Consider the following 20,770-nt stretch of genomic DNA (forward strand, 5'->3'; position numbering starts at 1 on the left):
CACATGAGCAACAAGAAAAAACTCATCGCAGGCAACTGGAAGATGAATGGCAGCCTGGCTGCCAACGAGGCCTTGTTGAAGGCCTTGATGGCAGGTGTGGCGGATGTGGCTTGCGATGTGGCCGTCGCAGTGCCCATGCCTTACCTCGCGCAGGTGCAGGCGCTGACGGTTGGCACCGCGATTGCGGTGGCGGCGCAAGATGTGTCTTCGCACGAGATGGGGGCCTACACGGGTGAGGTGTCGGTGGGCATGCTGAAGGATTTTGGTGTGCAGTACGCTTTGGTGGGGCACTCGGAGCGTCGTCAGTACCATGGCGAGACGGATGGGGTCGTGGCTGAGAAGGCTCAGCGCGCATTGGCGGCAGGCGTAACCCCCGTGGTCTGTGTGGGTGAGACGCTGCAAGAGCGCGAAGCAGGGCAGACCGAGGCCGTGGTCAAGCGGCAACTCGCGGCGGTGATTCATCTCAACGGCCACTGCATCAGCGAAATCGTGGTGGCTTATGAGCCTGTATGGGCGATCGGCACGGGGCGCACGGCGTCGCCGGAGCAGGCGCAGGCCGTGCATGCGGTGCTGCGCACCCAGCTTGCTGCGGCGAGCGAGCATGCCGACCGCATCCGGTTGCTGTACGGCGGCAGCATGAACGCCGCCAATGCGGCTCAACTGCTGGCGCAACCCGATATCGACGGCGGTTTGGTCGGCGGTGCCTCGCTGAAGGCGCCCGACTTTCTACAAATCATTGCAGCGGCCCGTTGAGGCGGCTGCGAAGCAAACAATTCAATCAGGAGTGAACAGAGAATGAACGTGATCGTGAATGTGATTCTGGCGGTGCAGATGTTGGCGGCCTTGGCCATGATTGGCCTGATCCTGATCCAGCATGGCAAGGGTGCTGACATGGGGGCGGCCTTTGGCAGCGGTAGTTCGGGCAGTCTCTTCGGTGCCAGCGGAAGTGCCAACTTCCTGTCGCGCACAACGGCCGTGTTGGCTGCTGTGTTCTTTGTTTCGACGCTCGCGTTGGCCTATTTTGGTAACTCGCGTCCCGTCAGTTCGGGCAGCGTTCTTGAAACGCCTGCGACCGCTGTACCTGCGGGCGCGCCCGCCTCTGAGGCTGTAGTGGCGCCTGCTGTTCCTGCCTCCGGTGCAGCGCAGATTCCGACCAAATAATTGAACTGAATTTCGGCCTGTTGGGCCGAAGCAGGGTTTTTCCGGAGTAGAATTCTGGATTGTCTGGAAAGCGAAAAGCCGCAAGGTTCCTCATGCCATCCAGATGCAAAAATCAGCCGTCGTGGTGAAATTGGTAGACACGCTATCTTGAGGGGGTAGTGGCGAAAGCTGTGCGAGTTCGAGTCTCGCCGACGGCACCAAAACAAAGGCCTGCCTGCATGACCCGGCTTGGGTCCTGGCGGGCAAGGCCACAGCGGTGAGCACATCCTCAAGATGAACCTCGATCAGTACCTCCCCGTCCTTTTGTTCATCTTGGTCGGCATCGCCGTTGGCGTTGTCCCCCTCGTACTCGGCTACATACTGGGCCCCAATCGCCCGGATGCCGCAAAGAACTCCCCCTACGAATGTGGCTTTGAAGCCTTCGAGGATGCGCGCATGAAATTCGATGTGCGCTACTACCTCGTGGCCATCCTCTTCATTCTGTTCGACCTTGAAATCGCATTCCTTTTCCCTTGGGCGGTGACGCTGCATGAGGTGGGTGTGGCTGGTTTTGTGGCGGTCGTGATTTTCCTGGCCATCCTGGTCGTGGGTTTTGCCTACGAGTGGAAAAAGGGTGCCCTGGATTGGGAATGAGCGGACTTCAACAAGGACAATGCAATGATTGAAGGCGTGATGAAGGAAGGCTTCATCACCACGAGCTATGACTCTGTGGTGAATTGGGCCAAGACCGGTTCCCTGTGGCCGATGACGTTTGGTCTGGCCTGCTGTGCTGTCGAGATGATGCACGCTGCAGCTGCCCGGTATGACATTGGCCGTTTTGGTGCGGAAGTGTTTCGTGCCAGCCCCCGTCAGTCCGATCTGATGATCGTGGCGGGCACGCTGTGCAACAAGATGGCACCTGCGCTGCGTAAGGTGTACGACCAGATGTCCGAGCCGCGCTGGGTCTTGTCGATGGGCTCGTGTGCCAATGGCGGTGGTTACTATCACTACAGCTATTCGGTGGTGCGCGGTTGTGATCGCATCGTGCCTGTGGATGTCTACGTGCCCGGCTGCCCCCCAACGGCAGAAGCCTTGATCTACGGGATCATTCAGCTGCAGCAGAAGATCCGCCGCACCAACACCATTGCTCGCGTCTGAAGGGTTGATGATGACAGCTGTTGCCATTCGGCCGGAAAAGCTCAAGGACAATATCTCTGCGGCGCTGGGTGCCAAGGTGCGCCAGATCTCTGTAGCCCTCGATGAAGTGACTGTGGTCGTTGCGCCTGCGGACTACCTGGACGCCATGCTTCTGTTGCGTGACGCGGAGGGTTGCCGTTTCGAGCAATTGATCGATTTGTGCGGCGTGGACTATTCCGCGTACGGCGATGCTGTCCACGAAGGTGCTCGCTACTGCGTGGTGTCTCATCTGTTGTCTGTCAGCCTGAATCAGCGCGTACGTGTGAAGGTCTTCTGCCAGGATGATGATTTCCCGGTGGTTTCCTCGGTGTCCGAGTTGTGGAATTCTGCCAACTGGTATGAGCGGGAAGCCTTCGACCTGTTTGGCATCGTGTTTGACGGTCATAACGACCTGCGCCGCATTCTCACCGACTACGGATTCATCGGTCACCCTTTCCGCAAGGACTTCCCATTGTCCGGTCATGTCGAAATGCGGTACGACGCCGAGCAGCGCCGCGTGGTGTACGAGCCCGTGTCCATCGAGCCGCGTGAAATCACGCCGCGCATCATCCGCGAAGACAAGTACGGAGGCCTGCACTGAGCCGCTTTGCGTCTCATGTGATCCATCATGGCTGAAATCAAGAACTATTCCCTGAACTTTGGTCCGCAGCACCCTGCGGCGCACGGTGTGTTGCGTCTGGTGCTCGAGCTCGATGGCGAGGTCGTGCAACGCGCTGACCCGCACATCGGTCTTCTCCACCGCGCCACCGAAAAGCTGGCCGAGCACAAGACCTACATCCAGTCGCTGCCCTACATGGACCGCCTGGACTACGTGTCGATGATGTGCAATGAGCACGCCTACTGCCTGGCCATCGAAAAGCTGCTGGGCCTGGAAGTGCCGGTGCGCGCGCAGTACATCCGCGTGATGTTCTCCGAGATCACGCGCCTGCTGAACCACCTGATGTGGCTGGGCTCGCACGGTAATGACTGTGGCAGCTCCACCATCCTGATCTATACTTTCCGCGAGCGTGAAGACCTGTTCGACATGTACGAAGCCGTCTCTGGCGCGCGCATGCATGCGGCCTATTTCCGGCCTGGTGGTGTGTACCGCGATTTGCCCGACAGCATGCCGCAGTACAAGGTCAGCAAGATCAAGAACGCCAAGGCGCTGGAGGCTTTGAACCAGAATCGCCAGGGTTCGATGCTTGACTTTATCGACGACTTCACCCAGCGCTTCCCCGGCTGTGTGGATGAGTACGAAACCTTGCTTACCGATAACCGTATCTGGAAGCAGCGTACCGTGGGTATTGGCGTGGTGCCGCCTGAGCGTGCTCTGAATCTGGGCATGACGGGGCCCATGCTCCGGGGCTCCGGCATCGCCTGGGATCTTCGCAAGACCCAGCCCTACGACGTCTATGACCGCATGGACTTCGACGTGCCGGTGGGCAAGACGGGCGACTGCTACGACCGTTACCTGGTGCGCGTGCAGGAAATGCGCGAGTCCAACCGCATCATCAAGCAGTGCGTGGACTGGCTGCGCGCCAACCCCGGCCCTGTGATCACCGACAACCACAAGGTGGCTGCACCGGCACGCGAATCCATGAAGTCCAACATGGAAGAGCTGATCCACCACTTCAAGCTCTTCACCGAAGGTTTTCACGTTCCCGAAGGCGAAGCCTATGCGGCCGTCGAGCACCCCAAGGGCGAGTTCGGCATTTACCTCGTGAGCGATGGCGCCAACAAGCCTTACCGCCTGAAGATCCGCGCGCCGGGATTCGCGCACCTGGCCACGCTCGATGAAATGGCTCGCGGCCACATGATCGCCGACGCCGTGGCCATCATCGGCACCATGGATATCGTGTTCGGGGAGATCGACCGATGAGCAGCAGCACCAATACCAAGATTACCGACTCCACGCTCGCCCGCTTTGCGCGCGAAGTGGCCAAGTACCCGCCCGAGCAGGCGCAGTCCGCCGTGATGGCCTGCCTGTCCATCGTGCAGCAGGAGCAGGGCTGGGTCAGCGTCGAGAGCGAGGCTGTGATTGCCGACTACCTGGGCATGGCCCAGATCGCGGTGCATGAAGTCACCACGTTCTACAACATGTACAACCAGCAGCCGACGGGCAAATACAAGCTCAACGTCTGCACCAACCTGCCTTGCCAGCTGCGCGACGGCCAGAAGGCGCTGCACCACCTTGAGAAGAAGCTCGGCGTGACCATGGGCGAGACCACGCCGGACGGCCTGTTCACGCTGCAGCAGTGCGAATGTCTGGGCGCCTGCGCCGACGCGCCCGTGATGCTGGTCAACGACCGTACCATGTGCAGCTTCATGGACAACGACAAGCTCGACCAGCTGGTCGATGGCCTCAAGGCAGCGGAAGGGCAAGCATGACCACCGCCGCACAAATCCTCTCGCAGTTCCAGGCCACCGGCGTCCAGACCTGCTTCCATGACCGCCACATCAACCCGCAGATCGTCGCGGGCCTGGATGGCACGAACTGGAGCATCAAGGACTACGAAGCACGTGGCGGCTACGCCGCGCTGCGCAAGATCCTGGGCACTGACGGCGGCGAACCGCTGACACAGGACCAGGTCATCGCCACCGTCAAGGAATCGGGCCTGCGCGGTCGTGGCGGTGCGGGCTTTCCCACCGGTCTCAAGTGGAGCTTCATGCCCCGCTCGTTCCCTGGCCAGAAGTACCTGGTGTGCAATTCCGACGAGGGCGAGCCGGGCACCTGTAAGGACCGCGACATCCTGCAGTTCAACCCGCACATCGTCATCGAAGGCATGATCATCGCGGCCTACGCGATGGGCATCTCTGTGGGCTACAACTACATCCACGGCGAAATCTTCCAGACCTACGAACGCTTTGAAGAAGCGCTCGAGGAAGCACGCGCGGCGGGCTACCTGGGCGACAAGATCCTGGGCAGCAACTTCAGCTTCCAACTGCACGCCGCGCATGGTTTCGGCGCCTATATCTGCGGTGAAGAGACCGCGCTGCTCGAATCGCTGGAAGGCAAGAAGGGCCAACCGCGCTTCAAGCCACCATTTCCGGCCAGCTTCGGTCTGTACGGCAAGCCCACCACCATCAACAACACCGAGACCTTCGCTGCCGTACCGTGGATCATCCGCAATGGCGGGGCTGCCTATCTTGAGTGCGGCAAGCCCAACAACGGCGGCACCAAGATCTTCTCGGTCTCAGGTGACGTGGAAAAGCCCGGCAACTACGAAGTCCCCCTGGGGACGCCGTTTGCCAAGCTGCTCGAGCTCGCCGGTGGCGTTCGCAAAGGCCGCCAGCTCAAGGCCGTGATCCCCGGCGGCTCGTCTGCACCGGTGCTGCCAGCGTCCATCATCATGGAATGCACGATGGACTACGACTCCATCGCCAAGGCCGGCTCCATGCTGGGTTCGGGCGCCGTCATCGTGATGGACGATTCCCGCAGCATGGTCGAAAGCCTGTTGCGCCTGTCGTACTTCTACTCGCACGAATCCTGCGGGCAATGCACGCCCTGCCGCGAAGGCACGGGCTGGATGTGGCGCGTGATCGACCGCATCCAGCACAACCAGGGCCGTGCGGGCGACCTGGACCTGCTCAATTCGGTGGCAGACAACATCCAGGGCCGCACGATCTGTGCGCTGGGTGACGCTGCCGCGATGCCGGTACGCGCCATGATCAAGCATTTCCGTCCCGAGTTTGAAGCACTGATCCGGAACAACGCCTCCCAGGCCGCGACCTCCGCCTGATCGCGAGAAGACATATGGTTGAAATTGAACTGGACGGTCAGAAAGTGGAAGTCGCCGAAGGCTGCATGGTGATGCATGCAGCCGAAAAGGCGGGCACCTACATTCCGCATTTCTGCTACCACAAGAAACTCTCGATTGCCGCCAACTGCCGCATGTGCCTGGTGGACGTCGAGAAGGCTCCCAAGCCCATGCCCGCCTGCGCCACGCCCGTGACGCAAGGCATGATCGTGCGCACCAAGAGCGACAAGGCCATCAAGGCCCAGCAGTCGGTCATGGAGTTCCTGCTGATCAACCACCCGCTGGATTGCCCCATCTGCGACCAGGGCGGTGAGTGCCAGCTGCAGGATCTGGCCGTGGGCTACGGGGGCTCTTCCTCGCGCTACGAAGAGGAAAAGCGCGTAGTGCCCGTCAAGGACGTGGGGCCGCTGATTTCCATGCAGGAAATGAGCCGCTGCATCCACTGCACCCGCTGCGTGCGCTTCGGCCAGGAAGTGGCCGGCGTGATGGAGCTCGGCATGATCCACCGTGGCGAGCACTCCGAAATCACCACCGTGGTGGGCGACACGATCGACTCCGAGCTGTCGGGCAACATGATCGACATCTGCCCTGTGGGTGCCCTGACCAGCAAGCCGTTCCGCTACAGCGCCCGCACCTGGGAGCTGTCGCGCCGCCGCTCCGTCAGCCCGCACGACTCCACCGGCGCGAACCTCATCGTCCAGGTCAAGAACCACAAGGTCATGCGCGTCGTTCCGCTCGAGAACGAAGCCGTGAATGAATGCTGGATCGCCGACCGCGACCGCTTCTCGTACGAATCGCTCAACAGCGACGACCGCCTGACCCAGCCCATGCTCAAGCAGGGCGGGGTGTGGAAGACCGTCGACTGGCAGACCGCTCTCGAGTACGTGGCCAACGGCCTCAAGAACATCAAGAACGACCATGGCGCCAACAGCATCGGCGCCTTGGTGAGCCCGCACAGCACCGTGGAAGAGCTGTACCTTGCCAGCGCCCTGGTGCGCGGCATAGGCAGCGACAACATCGACTACCGTCTGCGCAACGCCGAGTTCGCGGCGCCCGAAGGCATTCGCTGGCTGGGCACTTCCATCGCTTCGCTGTCCACGCTGCAACGCGTGCTGGTGGTGGGCTCCAACCTGCGCAAGGACCATCCGCTGTTTGCCCAACGCATCCGCCAAGCGGCTCGCCATGGCTGCCAGGTCAGCGCCATCGCTTCGGCCGCCCACGACTGGGCCATGCCTGTGCAAACACTCGTCGCCCAAAGCGCCGGCGCATGGGTCCAGACGCTTGGAGGCATCGCCTTTGCCATCGCCCAGGAAAAGGGTGTTGCCGCTCCGCAAGGCGCGACTGCTGCCAACGACGCTGCCCAAGCCATCGCCCGCTCGCTGCTGGGCGGCGAGCGCAAGGCCTTGCTGCTGGGCAACGCGGCAGCGCACCATGCGCAAGCCACGCAATTGCTGGCGCTGGCCAATTGGATCGGCGAGAACACGGGAGCTTCCGTGGGCTACCTGACGGAAGCTGCCAACACGGTGGGCGCGCAGTTCGCGGGTGCTCATCCGGTCAACGGTGGTTTGAATGCGGGCCAGATGCTCTCCGGTGGTCTGAAGGCGGCTGTGCTGCTCAACACCGAGCCGGTGCATGACTCGGCTGTCGGTGCCAGCGCCGCTGCTGCACTGTCTGGTGCTGACATGGTGGTGACCATGAGCCCCTTCAAGGCCAACATGGAGTTCAGTGACGTTCTGTTGCCAATTGCTCCGTTCACCGAAACGTCGGGCAGCTTCGTCAATGCCGAAGGCCGCCTGCAGAGCTTCCACGCCGTGGTGCGTCCGCTGGGCGATACCCGCCCCGCATGGAAGGTGCTGCGTGTGCTGGCCAACCTGTTGGGCGTTCCAGGCTTCGACTTCGAAACCTCGCAAGACGTGCTGGCCCGCGCCACCAACGCAGCAGCCGGTGCGGTCACTGAAGTGCCTGCAGCCCAACTGTCGAACGTGGTGACGAACGCCGCGCCTGCGTCTGCCGCCGCTGCTGGTGAGCCCGTGGTGGCCTCCATCTATCAACTTGACGGCCTCGTGCGCCGTTCGACGTCGCTGCAGCTCACCGCTGACGCACGCCTGGCACGTGAAGGAGTGGCCGCATGATCGACGCGATCTACAACGCGGGCCTGAACCTGCTCTCCTTTGGCTGGTGGACGGGCATCGTCTGGCCAGTGCTATGGATCTTGATCAAGATCGTCTGCATTCTGGCGCCCCTGATGGGGGCGGTGGCCTATCTCACTTTGTGGGAGCGTAAGCTGCTGGGTTTCATGCAGGTGCGCCATGGTCCCAACCGCGTGGGCCCCATGGGTCTGCTGCAGCCTATCGCTGATGCGCTGAAGTTGTTGACCAAGGAAATCATTCAGCCCACGGCGGCCAGCAAGGGGCTGTTTGTGCTGGGCCCGGTCATGGCGATCATGCCTGCCCTGGCTGCCTGGGTCGCCATTCCGTTCGGACCTGACGTGGCCCTTGCGAACGTAAACGCCGGTTTGCTGCTCGTCATGGCCATCACCTCCATCGAGGTCTATGGTGTGATCATTGCCGGCTGGGCGTCCAATTCCAAGTACGCTTTCCTGGGCGCTCTGCGCGCCTCGGCCCAGATGGTGAGCTATGAAATTGCGATGGGGTTCTGCTTCCTCGTTGTGATCATGGTGTCGGGCAGCATGAATCTGACCGAGATCGTGTTGGGGCAGGGCCGTGGCATGGCCGCGGACAAGGGCCTGACTTTCCTGTCCTGGAACTGGCTGCCGCTGCTGCCGATTTTCTTGGTCTACCTCATCTCCGGCGTGGCTGAAACCAATCGCCATCCCTTCGACGTGGTGGAGGGCGAGGCCGAGATCGTGGCCGGCCACATGGTCGAGTATTCGGGCATGGGGTTTGCCATCTTTTTCCTGGCAGAGTACGCCAGCATGTGGCTCGTATCCATCTTGGCCGCGCTCATGTTCCTGGGCGGCTGGTTGTCGCCTATCGATAGCGCGGTGTTCAACTGGATTCCTGGTTGGATCTGGCTGGGTATCAAGACCTTCCTCGTGGTGTCCATGTTCATCTGGATCCGGGCGACTTTCCCCCGATTCCGGTATGACCAGATCATGCGTCTGGGCTGGAAGATCTTCATTCCGGTCACGCTGGTGTATTTGTTGTTTGTCGGCGGGTGGTTGCTCTCGCCTTGGAATATCTGGAAATAGGCGGGGACACAAATGACTGCTGTTGCTGCTGCTGCACCTTTTTCATTCAGGGACTTCTTCAAGAGCTTCATGCTCGTGGAGTTGCTCAAAGGGATGGCCTTGACAGGCCGCTATGCGTTTCGCCGCAAGGTGACCGTGCAGTTTCCCGAAGAGAAGACGCCTTTGTCGCCACGTTTTCGTGGCCTGCATGCACTGCGCCGTTATGACAACGGTGAGGAGCGTTGCATTGCCTGCAAGCTGTGCGAGGCCGTATGCCCCGCGATGGCCATCACCATCGAATCGGATGTGCGCGCGGACGGCTCGCGCCGTACCACGCGCTATGACATCGACCTGACCAAGTGCATCTTCTGCGGGTTTTGCGAGGAAAGCTGCCCGGTCGATTCGATTGTCGAAACGCACATCTTTGAATACCACGGTGAGAAGCGTGGTGACCTGTATTTCACGAAGGACATGCTCTTGGCCGTGGGCGACCGGTACGAAGGTGAAATTGCGGCAGCCAAGGCTGCAGACGCCAAATACCGCTGAGCGGTGTTGGGTTCAGCCTCTTTGCCAGACTTTCTATAAAGACCCGATTCATGGACGCCAAGACTGGTTTTTTCTATCTCTTCTCGGTGGTGCTGCTGTTTGCTGCCTTCCGGGTGATCACTGCGCGCAACCCTGTGCATGCGGTGCTGTACCTCATCCTTGCTTTCTCGCAGGCCGCAGCTGTCTGGCTGCTGCTCAAGGCGGAGTTTCTGGCCATCGCACTGGTGCTGGTGTACTTGGGCGCGGTGATGGTGCTCTTCCTGTTCGTTGTGATGATGCTGGACATCCACATCGATGCCGTGCGCAAGGGATTCTGGAAGCACTTTCCGTTGGCGGCCTCCGTGGGTGCGTTGATTGCGCTCGAAATGGCGGCGGTGTTGATGGGCGGTTTCCGCAGCATTGACGAACCCAAGGCGGTGGCGACGGCAGTGGATGCTGCGGGGCACGTCGTACAGTATTCCAACACCAAGGCGCTGGGCAAGCTGCTGTACACCGAGTACCTGTATCCCGTCGAGGTCGCGGCTGTCATCCTCTTGGTTGCCATGGTCGCTGCCATCGCTTTGACCCTGCGCCAGCGCAAGGACAGCAAGGCCATTAATCCTGCATCTCAGATCCGTGTACGCGCTGCCGATCGCCTGGCGGTGATCAAGGTGGCTGCCACCCAGAAGCCAGCGGCCGAGGAGTCGGTCCAAGCTGCTGTCGAGGAGAAAAAAGCATGACGCTGACTTTGGGCCACTTCCTCTCGCTGGGCGCGATGCTGTTCGCGCTCGCGGTGATCGGCATCTTTCTCAACCGCAAGAACCTGATCGTGCTGCTGATGGCGATCGAGCTCATGCTGCTGGCAGTGAACATGAACTTCGTGGCTTTCTCCCATTATTTGGGAGATATGCACGGCCAGGTGTTCGTGTTCTTTATCCTGACCGTGGCGGCTGCTGAGTCGGCGATCGGCCTGGCCATCCTGGTGCTGCTGTTCCGCAACAAATCCAGTATCAACGCGGAAGACCTCAACACCCTCAAGGGTTGACGGGTCACGAGTATTCCCAAGGTTCTCAAGAATGAGTCAAACCCTCTCTGCTTCAACGCTCCTGGCTGTGCCACTGGCTCCGCTGGCGGGCGCCCTGCTGGCCGGTATCTTCGGTACGACCTTCGGTGGTAACTGGATCGGTCGCCGCCTGAGTCACACCCTGACCATCCTCGGGGTACTGGCTGCGTTCATTCTCTCGGCCATGACGCTCAAGAGCGTTGCGATCGATGGTGCCCGCTTCAATGAAACCCTCTACACCTGGATGGTGGTCGGCGGCTTGAAGATGGAAGTGGGCTTCCTGATCGACAGCCTGACGGCCATGATGATGGTGGTGGTGACGTTCGTGTCGCTGATGGTCCACATCTACACCATCGGCTACATGGAAGAGGACGAGGGCTACAACCGCTTCTTTGCCTACATCTCGCTGTTCACGTTCTCCATGCTCATGCTGGTCATGAGCAACAACCTGCTGCAGCTGTTCTTTGGCTGGGAAGCCGTGGGCCTGGTGTCCTACCTGCTCATCGGCTTCTGGTTCAACAAGCCTTCCGCCATCTTTGCGAACATGAAGGCGTTTTTGGTCAACCGCGTGGGTGACTTCGGCTTTATCCTGGGCATCGGTCTGATCGCAGCCTACACCGGCACCTTGAACTATGGCGAGATCTTCGCCAAGGCCGGTGATCTGGGCGCCTTGTCGTTCCCCGGCACCAGCTGGATGCTGGTGACCGTGATCTGTATCTGCCTGTTCATCGGTGCCATGGGCAAGTCGGCACAGTTTCCTCTGCACGTCTGGCTGCCGGATTCGATGGAGGGTCCCACCCCCATTTCCGCGCTGATCCACGCCGCCACCATGGTGACTGCGGGCATCTTCATGGTGTCGCGCATGTCACCCCTGTTCGAGCTGTCGGATACCGCACTCAATTTCATTCTGGTGATCGGTGCCATCACGGCGCTCTTCATGGGTTTCCTGGGCATCATCCAGAACGACATCAAGCGTGTGGTGGCGTACTCGACGTTGTCGCAACTGGGCTACATGACGGTGGCACTGGGTGCTTCGGCCTACTCGGTGGCCGTGTTCCACCTGATGACGCATGCGTTCTTCAAAGCCTTGTTGTTCCTGGGCGCTGGCTCGGTCATCATGGGCATGCACCACAACCAGGACATTCGCTGGATGGGGGCTGTGCGCAAGTACATGCCCATCACCTGGATCACCTCGCTGCTGGGCTCGCTGGCCCTGATCGGCACGCCGCTGTTCTCGGGCTTCTATTCCAAGGACAGCATCATCGAGGCAGTGCATTTCAGCCACCTGCCAGCCGCCGGTTTCGCGCATTTTGCGGTGCTTGCAGGTGTCTTCATCACGGCGTTCTACTCCTTCCGCATGTACTTCCTGGTGTTCCATGGCAAGGAGCGTTACGACCAGAACCCGGACGCGCATCATGACGATCACCATGGTCACGGCCATGACGACCACCATGAGCCGCACGAATCCCCTTGGGTGGTGACCGTGCCTCTGGTTTTGCTGGCAATCCCTTCGGTGGTAGTGGGCTTCCTGTTCATTCAGCCCATGCTGTTTGGTGATTTCTTCAAGGATGTCATTTTTGTGGATGCGGCAAAGCACCCCTCCATGGCGCACATGACAGAGCACTTCCACAGTGCCTGGGCCATGGCATTGCATGGTTTGCAAACGGCACCGTTCTGGTTGGCATTGGCGGGTGTGGCGCTGTCGTACTACATGTACATGGTCAATCCCGCGCTGCCCACTGCGATCAAGGCGCGCGCGCAGCCCATCTACACCCTGCTGGAAAACAAGTACTACCTCGACTGGATCAACGAGAACATTCTGGCCCGTGGTGCCCGTGCGCTGGGCATGGGGTTGTGGAAGGGCGGAGATCAGGCAGTGATCGATGGCGCCTTGGTCAATGGTTCTTGGAAACTGGTGCGTGGCGTTTCCGGAGTCGTCCGTTGGGTGCAGTCTGGCTTTATCTTCCATTACGCGCTGGTGATGATCCTGGGTGTATTCGCACTGATGACCTGGTTTGTCTGGGGCGATGTGTTCATGCAGCTCATCAAATAAGGAAAACAACAAATGGGTCTGTTGAGTCTTGCAATCTGGACACCGATTGCTTTTGGCGCGCTGTTGCTCGCCATCGGGCGCGACGAACATGCGCGTGCGGTGCGGTGGTTGGCGCTGGTGGGTGCCTTGATTGGGTTCCTGGTCACGTTGCCTCTGTACGACGGTTTCAAGCTGGGTACGGCGGCCATGCAGTTTGTGGAGAAGGCCGACTGGATCGAGCGTTTCAATGTCCACTACCACCTCGGGGTGGACGGCATTTCGTTCTGGTTTGTGCCGCTCACGGCCTTCATTACCGTCGTCGTGGTGATTGCCTCATGGGAGTCCATCACTGAGCGCGTGAACCAGTACATGGGCGCATTCTTGATCCTTTCGGGGCTCATGATCGGCGTGTTCAGCGCACTGGACGGCATTCTGTTCTACGTGTTCTTCGAGGCAACGCTGATCCCGATGTACCTCATCATCGGGATCTGGGGTGGTCCGAACAGGATCTACGCTGCGTTCAAGTTCTTCCTGTACACGCTGCTTGGCTCGCTGTTGATGCTGATCGCGCTGATCTACCTGTACAACCAGTCCGGCGGCAGCTTCGACATCGCCACCTGGCACCAGTTGCCTTTGAGCGGTCGTGCGCAAACCCTGTTGTTCTTCGCCTTCTTTGCCGCCTTCGCTGTGAAGGTGCCCATGTGGCCTGTCCATACCTGGCTGCCTGATGTGCACGTGGAAGCACCCACTGGCGGTTCTGCGGTGCTGGCTGCCATCATGCTCAAGCTGGGCGCCTATGGTTTCCTGCGGTTTTCGCTGCCGATCGCTCCTGACGCAGCACGTCAATGGGCTTGGCTCATGATTGCCCTGTCGCTGATCGCGGTGATTTACGTGGGCCTGGTGGCCATGGTCCAGAAGGACATGAAGAAGCTGGTGGCCTACTCGTCGGTGGCGCACATGGGGTTTGTGACCCTCGGCTTTTTCATCTTCAACGACCTGGGTGTTTCGGGCGGCATCGTCCAGATGATTGCGCACGGTTTCGTGTCCGGTGCGATGTTCCTGTCCATCGGCGTGTTGTACGACCGTGTGCACTCGCGTGAGATCGCCGCCTATGGCGGCGTGGTCAACACCATGCCCAACTTCACCGCGTTTGTTCTGTTGTTTGCCATGGCCAACTGCGGCCTGCCGGGTACGGCCGGTTTTGTGGGTGAGTGGATGGTGATCCTGGGCGCGGTCAAAGCCAACTTCTGGATTGGTCTGGCTGCGGCCACGGCGTTGATCTTTGGCGCCGCTTACACCTTGTGGATGTTCAAGCGCGTGTACCTGGGCCCTGTGGGCAACGACAACGTCAAGGGCTTGACGGATATCGACAGCCGTGAATTCCTCGTGCTTGCGGTGCTTGGCATTGCGGTGCTGGCCATGGGCCTGTATCCCCGTCCGTTTACCGATGTGATGGACGCCTCGGTGGCAGAACTGCTCAAGCATGTGGCGCTGACCAAGCTGAACTGAACAGACCAGACTGAACTGAGAGATTCGAGATGATTGACAACATCAGCTGGCTAGCGATCTACCCTGAAATTGTGCTGTTGACGATGGCCTGCGTGATTGCGCTGGTCGATCTGGGTGTTCACAGCCCTCGCCGCACCAGCACCTATGTGCTGACGATGCTCACCTTGGCCGTGGTGGCCGCCTTGCAGGCCATGTACGCAAGCAGCGGCAATACCTTCTACGGTTTCGGCAACATGGTGGTGAGCGACGCCATGGGCAACTGGCTCAAGTGTTTTGCCACCGTGGCCATGATGGTCACCCTGGTGTACGGACGTCCTTACGCAGCTGACCGCGACATGCTGCGGGGCGGCGAGCTCTTCACGTTGTCCATGTTTGCCTTGCTGGGCATGTTCATCATGATTTCGGGCAACAACTTCCTGGTGATCTACCTGGGCCTGGAACTGCTCACGCTGTCGAGCTATGCCCTCGTGGCATTGCGCCGCGACAACGCCACGGCCACGGAAGCAGCGATGAAGTATTTTGTGCTGGGTGCCATGGCCAGCGGCTTCCTGCTTTATGGCCTGTCCATGGTGTACGGAGCCACGGGCTCGCTGGATATTGGCCAGGTGTTCAAGGCCGTTAACTCCGGCCAGATCAAGCATCAAGTGTTGGTGTTCGGTCTGGTGTTTGTGGTGGCGGGTCTGGCTTTCAAGCTGGGCGTGGTTCCGTTCCACATGTGGATTCCCGACGTGTACCAAGGTGCGCCTACGGCCGTGACGCTGATGATTGGCGGCGCCCCCAAGTTGGCAGCCTTTGCCATTACGGTTCGTCTGCTGGTCGATGGCTTGCTGCCACTGGCCATTGACTGGCAGCAGATGCTGGCTGTGCTGGCAATTGGGTCACTGCTGGTCGGTAACCTGGCGGCCATTGCACAGACCAACCTCAAACGCATGCTGGCGTACTCCACGATTTCCCAAATGGGTTTCGTGTTGCTGGGCCTCATGTCGGGCGTCATCAACGGCAATGTGGATGCCACTGCAGTGGAGAACGCCTACAGCGCGTCCATGTTCTACGTCATCACTTACGTGCTGACTACCCTGGCTGCTTTTGGCGTGATCCTGCTGCTTGCTCGCGAGGGTTTTGAGAGCGAAGAGATTTCCGACTTTGCGGGTCTCAATCAACGCAGTCCTTTGTATGCTGGCGTGATGGCAGTGTGTCTGTTCTCGATGGCGGGTATTCCTCCGCTGGTGGGTTTCTATGCCAAGTTGGCCGTCCTGCAGGCTCTGGTGGCCTCGGGCCAGGCGATCTACATCGCAATGGCTGTCTTTGCGGTGATCATGTCGTTGATTGGTGCGTTCTACTACCTGCGTGTGGTGAAGGTCATGTACTTCGACGCGCCACTGACGGCCACCAGTGTTTCTGCACCCGTCGATGTGCGCGTGGTGCTGACCATCAACGGCGCTCTGGTGCTGGTGTTGGGCTTGCTGCCGGGCGGTTTGATGGCCTTGTGCGCCGACGCCGTGGTCCGCGCGTTGGCAACCTGAGCCGTTGCGCCGGCGCATGCATAGCGTCGGCTGCATTTCCCACTCCTTTCTGCTGCCTGGATCCCTTATTCTGTGTCACTCACCGGTTCGGTTTGGCTTGTGATTGTGGCGGCGTTGGTCGCTGCCAATCTGCCATTTGTCAATCAACGCTGGATGGTGGTTGGTCCTTCGGCGGCCGCTGGCAAGCCGCTGGTAGGGCGTTTGGCCGAGCTGATCCTGCTGTATTTTCTGGTGGGTGGCCTCGCCTTGTTACTGGAGCGCCGCGCGGGTCAGATTGCGCCGCAGGGCTGGGAGTTTTACGCCATCACCGGCACCATGTTCCTGACCCTGGCCTTCCCTGGCTTCGTCTATCGGTACCTGTTGCGCAGGCACAGCTGAGTGGACTGCGAGCCATTGGTCAAGGGCTACAGGGTTTGTGGCCTTGCAGCATCCTGGCCACTCCGGCTGGGAAAGGCACCTCCGAGCATGATGACGCAGCTCGACGTGCGTGATCGCGCCCATCACCGGTTTTCGCCCTCCGGCGTACCATGTCAGCTATGAAGGTTCTGGATCTCCAATGTCAGCATGGCCATGTCTTTGAAGGCTGGTTTGGTTCTGAAGATGACTTTCAGAGCCAAAAGCAACGCGGATTGGTGCAGTGTCCCTTCTGCGCCGATGACCAGATCGACAAGCGCCTCAGTGCACCGCGTTTGAACCTTGGTGCGCGCGAGCCCGCTGCGTTGACAGCCTCCTCCCATTCCTCTTCTGTCACGCGCCCTCGCACCACCCCCAGCGCGCCGGTCGAGGCATCGATGCTTCCCCCTGCGCTGCAGGCCGCATGGCTGGAGCTGGCCCGAAAGGTGGTAGCGGGTACGGAGGATGTGGGCTCCCGCTTTGCCGACGAGGCCCGGCGCATGCACCATGGCGAGGTGCAGGAGCGGGCCATTCGTGGGCAGGCCACGGCGCACGAGGCGTTGCAGCTGCTGGACGAGGGCATCGCCGTCATGCCCTTGCCACTGCCTGCCGCAGCCAAGGAGACGCTGCAGTAACTGGCGTTGTCACCCGCGGCTATCCAGGTGCTTGTGGTGAGGCTACCGGCTCCCGATGGGAGTCACGCCGTGAACTGCAGAGCAGCCAGACGCGCATACACCCCACCTTGTGCCAGCAAGGTGCTGTGAGTGCCTTGCTCCACGATCCGCCCATGGTCCAGCACCACGATGCGGTCTGCATTCTGCACGGTGGCCAGCCGATGCGCGATCACCAGCGTGGTCCGTCGCCCGGTGTGGCGTTGCATCGCGGTGTCCAGAGCTGCCTGCACCATGCGCTCGCTTTCTGCATCCAGGGCGCTGGTTGCCTCGTCAAGCAACAACAGGGGCGGGTCCTTGAGCATCGCACGAGCGATGGCAATGCGTTGGCGCTGCCCGCCCGATAGGCGGACACCCCGTTCTCCCAGAAAGGTGTGGTAGCCCTCGGGCAGGGCCATGATGAAGTCATGTGCGAAGGCGGCGCGGGTCGCTGCCATGACATCCTCGTCGGACGCGTCTGGGCGCCCATAGCGGATGTTGTCCATGGCAGAGGCGGAGAAGATCACTGCGTCCTGGGGAACGGTGCCCGTATGTGCGCGCAGCGTGTCGAGCGCAATGTCTCGGATGTCCACGCCATTGAGCAGGATGCGTCCTGGCCTCGGGCGGTGCGCTACGGCGGCACTGGCGCCTCCCGTCGCATGCTCGTCCACGTCATAAAACCGCTGCAGCAACTGGAACACCGTGGTTTTGCCTGCACCGCTGGAGCCGACGAGTGCCACGGTCTCACCGGGAGACAGGTGCAGCGAGAAGTCTTGCAGCGCAGGCTGATCCTGGCGCGACGGATAGTGGAACCAGACGTTGTCAAATCGCACCTCCAGACCCTGCCCGGACGTCGGGAGCTGTTGGGGCGACGCAGGGTTCGCCACGGGCGAGCGGCTGGACAGCAGTTCCATCAACCGCTCGGTGGCACCGGCGGCTCGCAGCAGGTCTCCATACACCTCACCCAGCACCGCCACTGCACTCGCCAGCAGGATGACGTACACCACGGTCTGACCCAGGTGGCCAGCGCTCATCTGTCCGGCCAGCACGGCTTCCGTGCCCCGGTACAGCCCCCACAACAGCAGGGCCGCGTTGGCGATGATGATGAAGGCCACGAGCAAGGCGCGCGCCTTGGTGCGTTTGACGGCGGTGTAGAAGGCGTCCTCCGTTGCCCGCGCAAACCGCGCGGCCTCGCGCGGCTCGGCGGTGTAGCTTTGCACCACGGGAATGGCGTTGAGCACCTCTGCGGCGATGGCGCTCGAGTCCGCTACCCGGTCCTGGCTGTCCCGTGACAGCCGGCGAACCCTTCGGCCTATCCACATCGTGGGTAGCACCACCAACACGACTGCCAGCAGCACCACGGCCATGACGTAGGGATTGGTCCACACCAGCATGGCGAGGGCCCCCAGGCCCAGCACAGCGTTGCGGAGTCCCATGGACAGCGAAGAACCGACCACCGTCTGCACCAGCGTCGTGTCGGAAGTCAGGCGCGACAGCACCTCTCCGGTCTGTGTGGTTTCAAAGAACTCTGGACTCTGCTGCAGCACATGGCCATACACGGCGTTGCGCAAGTCGGCGGTGACGCGCTCACCCAGCCAGCTCACCATGTAAAAGCGTGCCGCAGAAAAACCACCCAAGGCAATGGCCACGGCAAACAGCTCTTCAAAGTGCCCGCGAAGTGCCATGGCCTGCGCGCCCCGGTCGCCGGTGGCACTGACCAGGCCTCCATCAATGAGATTGCGCAATGCCATGGGAAACGCCAGTGTGGCCAACGCGGCCAGCACCAGGAACACCAGCGACAGTGCAATGCGGGCCCTGTAGGGACGCAGAAAGGGCAGCAGACCCGTGAGTGAGCGGGGCGCACCCCGGGCGGGTGTGGAAGAGGGGAGGGATGCCATCTTGGCAGTGTAGGGCGCGGTGAGGGAGGCCGGGTGAACGGGCGCGAAGGCCCCAGGTTCGAGGTGACTGCGCCCGCCGCGCAAGGCGACGGATGTCAGCAAAAAGTCAGTGATGAGCGCGAGGCCGCGCGACCTTCGTGTGCCGGTCTTCGAGCTTGGAAAGGCGTCAGATCGAGCGCTGGCGCGCAGCACATGCCCGCGCCATTGCCTCGCAGTGGATGCTCAGGGCGGGTACGTAGGCATTTATACATAGGCATTAGTCCCAGTATCTACGGCAGGGTTGGGGGACATACGATGCGTTGCGATCCAAACTACCTGGAGACCTTGTCGCAAGGCTCCTCTTTTCAGCACCCAACGGAGCGGCCAAGGCGCAATGAGCGACGTCATTCTTGAAACCAACAGCCTGACCAAAGAGTTCAAGGGCTTCACCGCCGTCAGCGATGTGAACCTGGCCGTTCGCCGGGGCTCCATCCACGCGCTGATCGGCCCCAATGGGGCGGGCAAGACCACGTGCTTCAACCTGCTCACCAAGTTCCTGGAGCCCACCTCGGGCGTCATCCGCTTCAACGGACATGACATCACTCGGGAGCAGCCCGCGCAGATCGCGCGCCGCGGAGTGATTCGCTCGTTCCAGATTTCGGCGGTGTTCCCGCACCTAACACTCATCGAAAACGTGCGCCTGGGTTTGCAGCGCAAGCTGGGCACCTCGTTCCATTTCTGGCGCAGCGAGCGCACCCTGCGCCAGCTGGACGACCGCGCCATGCAATTGCTGACCGAGGTGGGTCTGGAAGACTTGGCCGACGAAGTCACCGTGAACCTGCCCTACGGCCGCAAGCGCGCGCTGGAGATCGCCACCACGCTGTCGATGGAGCCGGAGTTGATGCTGCTGGACGAGCCCACGCAGGGCATGGGCCACGAAGACGTGGACCGCGTCACACAGCTCATCAAGAAAGTGTCGGCGGGCCGCACCATCCTGATGGTGGAGCACAACATGAAGGTGGTTTCCACCATCGCCGACCGCATCACGGTGCTGCAGCGCGGCGCTGTGCTGGCCGAAGGGCCCTACGCAGAAGTGTCCAACAACCCCCAAGTCATGGAAGCCTACATGGGCACGACCGACGGCCAACTGCAGGGAGCGCACTGATGGCTGGCGTTCCCGCACTCGAAATCAAGAACCTCGAAGCCTGGTATGGCGAGTCGCATGTGCTGCACGGCGTGGACATCGTGGTCCAGCCGGGCGAAGTGGTCACACTGCTGGGTCGCAACGGCGCGGGCCGCACCACCACCATGCGCGCCATCATGGGCCTGACCGGTGCCCGCAAGGGCTCGGTCAAGATCAATGGCGTGGAAACCGTGAACATGCCCACGCACCGCATCGCGCACCTGGGCGTGGGCTACTGCCCCGAAGAGCGTGGTATTTTTTCCAGCCTCTCTTGCGAAGAAAACCTGCTGCTGCCGCCCGCCCTCAAGACGGGCACGCCGGGCATGTCGGTGCAGGAGATCTACGCCATGTTCCCCAACCTGGCCGAGCGCAAGAACAGCCAGGGCACGCGCCTCTCGGGGGGCGAGCAGCAGATGCTGGCCGTGGCCCGCATCCTGCGCACAGGGGCCAATCTGCTGCTGCTGGATGAAATCTCCGAGGGCCTGGCGCCCGTCATCGTGCAGGCCCTGGCCCGCATGATCACCATGCTGCGCCAAAAGGGCTACACCGTGGTCATGGTCGAGCAGAACTTCCGCTTTGCCGCACCGCTGGCTGACCGCTTTTATGTGATGGAGCACGGCCGCATCGTCGAGAAGTTCGGCGCCGCCGAACTCGAGGCGAAGATGCCTGTGCTCAACGAACTGCTGGGCGTCTGAGCCACGTCCACACCTTTTCCCCACCGTTTTCTTCCACCACACCAACAGGAGAC

Annotated in this window: 21 protein-coding genes and 1 tRNA gene; 21 read left to right on the top strand and 1 reads right to left on the bottom strand. The window is 61.0% G+C overall.

The features are described 5' to 3' along the window. Window positions 1-3 precede the first annotated feature (3 nt). The 19 genes from tpiA (at window position 4) to C8C99_RS22120 (ending at window position 16,947) form a co-directional block, all read left to right on the top strand. The gene (tpiA, locus tag C8C99_RS22030; protein ID WP_108626887.1) at window positions 4-753 is read left to right on the top strand and encodes a triose-phosphate isomerase; all 750 of its coding nucleotides are present in this window, start codon (window positions 4-6) and stop codon (window positions 751-753) included. Between the two features lie 42 nt (window positions 754-795). Continuing rightward, the gene (secG, locus tag C8C99_RS22035; protein WP_108626888.1) at window positions 796-1,161 is read left to right on the top strand and encodes a preprotein translocase subunit SecG; all 366 of its coding nucleotides are present in this window, start codon (window positions 796-798) and stop codon (window positions 1,159-1,161) included. 115 nt (window positions 1,162-1,276) lie between these two features. Then, window positions 1,277-1,361 (top strand) — tRNA-Leu (locus tag C8C99_RS22040). 73 nt (window positions 1,362-1,434) lie between these two features. Continuing rightward, window positions 1,435-1,794 carry an NADH-quinone oxidoreductase subunit A gene (locus C8C99_RS22045; protein ID WP_056061547.1) on the top strand — a complete coding sequence of 120 codons (360 nt, stop codon included), beginning with the start codon at window positions 1,435-1,437 and terminating at the stop codon, window positions 1,792-1,794. Between the two features lie 24 nt (window positions 1,795-1,818). Then, the gene (locus C8C99_RS22050; protein WP_007849129.1) at window positions 1,819-2,298 is read left to right on the top strand and encodes an NADH-quinone oxidoreductase subunit B family protein; all 480 of its coding nucleotides are present in this window, start codon (window positions 1,819-1,821) and stop codon (window positions 2,296-2,298) included. A gap of 10 nt (window positions 2,299-2,308) precedes the next feature. After that, window positions 2,309-2,917 carry an NADH-quinone oxidoreductase subunit C gene (locus tag C8C99_RS22055; RefSeq protein WP_056646593.1) on the top strand — a complete coding sequence of 203 codons (609 nt, stop codon included), beginning with the start codon at window positions 2,309-2,311 and terminating at the stop codon, window positions 2,915-2,917. A gap of 27 nt (window positions 2,918-2,944) precedes the next feature. Further along, window positions 2,945-4,198 (top strand): NADH-quinone oxidoreductase subunit D, encoded by a 1,254-nt coding sequence (locus tag C8C99_RS22060; protein WP_056646066.1) that lies wholly within the window; start codon window positions 2,945-2,947, stop codon window positions 4,196-4,198. After that, window positions 4,195-4,707, top strand: coding sequence for an NADH-quinone oxidoreductase subunit NuoE (gene nuoE / locus C8C99_RS22065; RefSeq protein WP_108626889.1), 513 nt, complete (start codon window positions 4,195-4,197; stop codon window positions 4,705-4,707). The genes C8C99_RS22060 and nuoE overlap by 4 nt, the downstream gene beginning before the upstream one ends. Beyond that, window positions 4,704-6,059 (top strand): NADH-quinone oxidoreductase subunit NuoF, encoded by a 1,356-nt coding sequence (gene nuoF / locus C8C99_RS22070; RefSeq protein WP_108626890.1) that lies wholly within the window; start codon window positions 4,704-4,706, stop codon window positions 6,057-6,059. The genes nuoE and nuoF overlap by 4 nt, the downstream gene beginning before the upstream one ends. Before the next feature lie 14 nt (window positions 6,060-6,073). Beyond that, window positions 6,074-8,209: an NADH-quinone oxidoreductase subunit NuoG gene (gene nuoG / locus C8C99_RS22075; protein ID WP_108626891.1), complete on the top strand. Its 2,136-nt coding sequence runs from the start codon at window positions 6,074-6,076 to the stop codon at window positions 8,207-8,209. Further along, window positions 8,206-9,288 carry an NADH-quinone oxidoreductase subunit NuoH gene (nuoH, locus tag C8C99_RS22080; protein WP_108626892.1) on the top strand — a complete coding sequence of 361 codons (1,083 nt, stop codon included), beginning with the start codon at window positions 8,206-8,208 and terminating at the stop codon, window positions 9,286-9,288. The genes nuoG and nuoH overlap by 4 nt, the downstream gene beginning before the upstream one ends. Window positions 9,289-9,300: 12 nt before the next feature. Further along, on the top strand, window positions 9,301-9,813 hold the full coding sequence (nuoI, locus tag C8C99_RS22085; protein ID WP_108626893.1) for an NADH-quinone oxidoreductase subunit NuoI: 513 nt from the start codon (window positions 9,301-9,303) through the stop codon (window positions 9,811-9,813). A 50-nt stretch (window positions 9,814-9,863) separates the two neighbouring features. Then, window positions 9,864-10,532: an NADH-quinone oxidoreductase subunit J gene (locus C8C99_RS22090; protein ID WP_108626894.1), complete on the top strand. Its 669-nt coding sequence runs from the start codon at window positions 9,864-9,866 to the stop codon at window positions 10,530-10,532. Further along, window positions 10,529-10,837 carry an NADH-quinone oxidoreductase subunit NuoK gene (gene nuoK / locus C8C99_RS22095; protein WP_005793248.1) on the top strand — a complete coding sequence of 103 codons (309 nt, stop codon included), beginning with the start codon at window positions 10,529-10,531 and terminating at the stop codon, window positions 10,835-10,837. Before C8C99_RS22090 ends, nuoK begins: the two co-directional genes overlap by 4 nt. Window positions 10,838-10,868: 31 nt before the next feature. Beyond that, window positions 10,869-12,908: an NADH-quinone oxidoreductase subunit L gene (gene nuoL / locus C8C99_RS22100; protein WP_158274186.1), complete on the top strand. Its 2,040-nt coding sequence runs from the start codon at window positions 10,869-10,871 to the stop codon at window positions 12,906-12,908. Window positions 12,909-12,920: 12 nt separating this feature from the next. Further along, window positions 12,921-14,396 (top strand): NADH-quinone oxidoreductase subunit M, encoded by a 1,476-nt coding sequence (locus C8C99_RS22105; RefSeq protein WP_108626896.1) that lies wholly within the window; start codon window positions 12,921-12,923, stop codon window positions 14,394-14,396. 29 nt (window positions 14,397-14,425) lie between these two features. Then, window positions 14,426-15,919 (top strand): NADH-quinone oxidoreductase subunit NuoN, encoded by a 1,494-nt coding sequence (gene nuoN, locus C8C99_RS22110; RefSeq protein ID WP_056646045.1) that lies wholly within the window; start codon window positions 14,426-14,428, stop codon window positions 15,917-15,919. A gap of 72 nt (window positions 15,920-15,991) precedes the next feature. After that, window positions 15,992-16,297, top strand: coding sequence for a DUF2818 family protein (locus C8C99_RS22115; protein WP_056646043.1), 306 nt, complete (start codon window positions 15,992-15,994; stop codon window positions 16,295-16,297). 158 nt (window positions 16,298-16,455) lie between these two features. Beyond that, window positions 16,456-16,947: a DUF1178 family protein gene (locus C8C99_RS22120; RefSeq protein ID WP_108626897.1), complete on the top strand. Its 492-nt coding sequence runs from the start codon at window positions 16,456-16,458 to the stop codon at window positions 16,945-16,947. Between the two features lie 62 nt (window positions 16,948-17,009). Here C8C99_RS22120 and C8C99_RS22125 read toward each other — a convergent pair whose 3' ends face one another. Beyond that, window positions 17,010-18,860, bottom strand: a complete 1,851-nt coding sequence (locus C8C99_RS22125) for an ABC transporter transmembrane domain-containing protein (protein WP_108626898.1) — start codon at window positions 18,858-18,860, stop codon at window positions 17,010-17,012. A gap of 373 nt (window positions 18,861-19,233) precedes the next feature. Between C8C99_RS22125 and C8C99_RS22130 the strand changes: the two genes are divergently transcribed. Further along, window positions 19,234-20,004 (top strand): ABC transporter ATP-binding protein, encoded by a 771-nt coding sequence (locus C8C99_RS22130; RefSeq protein WP_015013285.1) that lies wholly within the window; start codon window positions 19,234-19,236, stop codon window positions 20,002-20,004. Then, window positions 20,004-20,717, top strand: a complete 714-nt coding sequence (locus C8C99_RS22135) for an ABC transporter ATP-binding protein (RefSeq protein WP_056061588.1) — start codon at window positions 20,004-20,006, stop codon at window positions 20,715-20,717. The genes C8C99_RS22130 and C8C99_RS22135 overlap by 1 nt, the downstream gene beginning before the upstream one ends. The last annotated feature ends 53 nt before the right edge of the window (window positions 20,718-20,770 follow it).

The sequence above is a fragment of the Acidovorax sp. 107 genome, from assembly GCF_003058055.1.
Taxonomy (GTDB): domain Bacteria; phylum Pseudomonadota; class Gammaproteobacteria; order Burkholderiales; family Burkholderiaceae_C; genus Acidovorax.

Bases quoted from the DNA above. Each gene is read 5' to 3' on its own strand.
- tpiA (WP_108626887.1), top strand. From the start codon at position 4: ATGAGCAACAAGAAAAAACTCATCGCAGGCAACTGGAAGATGAATGGC.
- secG (WP_108626888.1), top strand. From the start codon at position 796: ATGAACGTGATCGTGAATGTGATTCTGGCGGTGCAGATGTTGGCGGCC.
- C8C99_RS22045 (WP_056061547.1), top strand. From the start codon at position 1,435: ATGAACCTCGATCAGTACCTCCCCGTCCTTTTGTTCATCTTGGTCGGC.
- C8C99_RS22050 (WP_007849129.1), top strand. From the start codon at position 1,819: ATGATTGAAGGCGTGATGAAGGAAGGCTTCATCACCACGAGCTATGAC.
- C8C99_RS22055 (WP_056646593.1), top strand. From the start codon at position 2,309: ATGACAGCTGTTGCCATTCGGCCGGAAAAGCTCAAGGACAATATCTCT.
- C8C99_RS22060 (WP_056646066.1), top strand. From the start codon at position 2,945: ATGGCTGAAATCAAGAACTATTCCCTGAACTTTGGTCCGCAGCACCCT.
- nuoE (WP_108626889.1), top strand. From the start codon at position 4,195: ATGAGCAGCAGCACCAATACCAAGATTACCGACTCCACGCTCGCCCGC.
- nuoF (WP_108626890.1), top strand. From the start codon at position 4,704: ATGACCACCGCCGCACAAATCCTCTCGCAGTTCCAGGCCACCGGCGTC.
- nuoG (WP_108626891.1), top strand. From the start codon at position 6,074: ATGGTTGAAATTGAACTGGACGGTCAGAAAGTGGAAGTCGCCGAAGGC.
- nuoH (WP_108626892.1), top strand. From the start codon at position 8,206: ATGATCGACGCGATCTACAACGCGGGCCTGAACCTGCTCTCCTTTGGC.
- nuoI (WP_108626893.1), top strand. From the start codon at position 9,301: ATGACTGCTGTTGCTGCTGCTGCACCTTTTTCATTCAGGGACTTCTTC.
- C8C99_RS22090 (WP_108626894.1), top strand. From the start codon at position 9,864: ATGGACGCCAAGACTGGTTTTTTCTATCTCTTCTCGGTGGTGCTGCTG.
- nuoK (WP_005793248.1), top strand. From the start codon at position 10,529: ATGACGCTGACTTTGGGCCACTTCCTCTCGCTGGGCGCGATGCTGTTC.
- nuoL (WP_158274186.1), top strand. From the start codon at position 10,869: ATGAGTCAAACCCTCTCTGCTTCAACGCTCCTGGCTGTGCCACTGGCT.
- C8C99_RS22105 (WP_108626896.1), top strand. From the start codon at position 12,921: ATGGGTCTGTTGAGTCTTGCAATCTGGACACCGATTGCTTTTGGCGCG.
- nuoN (WP_056646045.1), top strand. From the start codon at position 14,426: ATGATTGACAACATCAGCTGGCTAGCGATCTACCCTGAAATTGTGCTG.
- C8C99_RS22120 (WP_108626897.1), top strand. From the start codon at position 16,456: ATGAAGGTTCTGGATCTCCAATGTCAGCATGGCCATGTCTTTGAAGGC.
- C8C99_RS22125 (WP_108626898.1), bottom strand. From the start codon at position 18,860: ATGGCATCCCTCCCCTCTTCCACACCCGCCCGGGGTGCGCCCCGCTCA.
- C8C99_RS22130 (WP_015013285.1), top strand. From the start codon at position 19,234: ATGAGCGACGTCATTCTTGAAACCAACAGCCTGACCAAAGAGTTCAAG.
- C8C99_RS22135 (WP_056061588.1), top strand. From the start codon at position 20,004: ATGGCTGGCGTTCCCGCACTCGAAATCAAGAACCTCGAAGCCTGGTAT.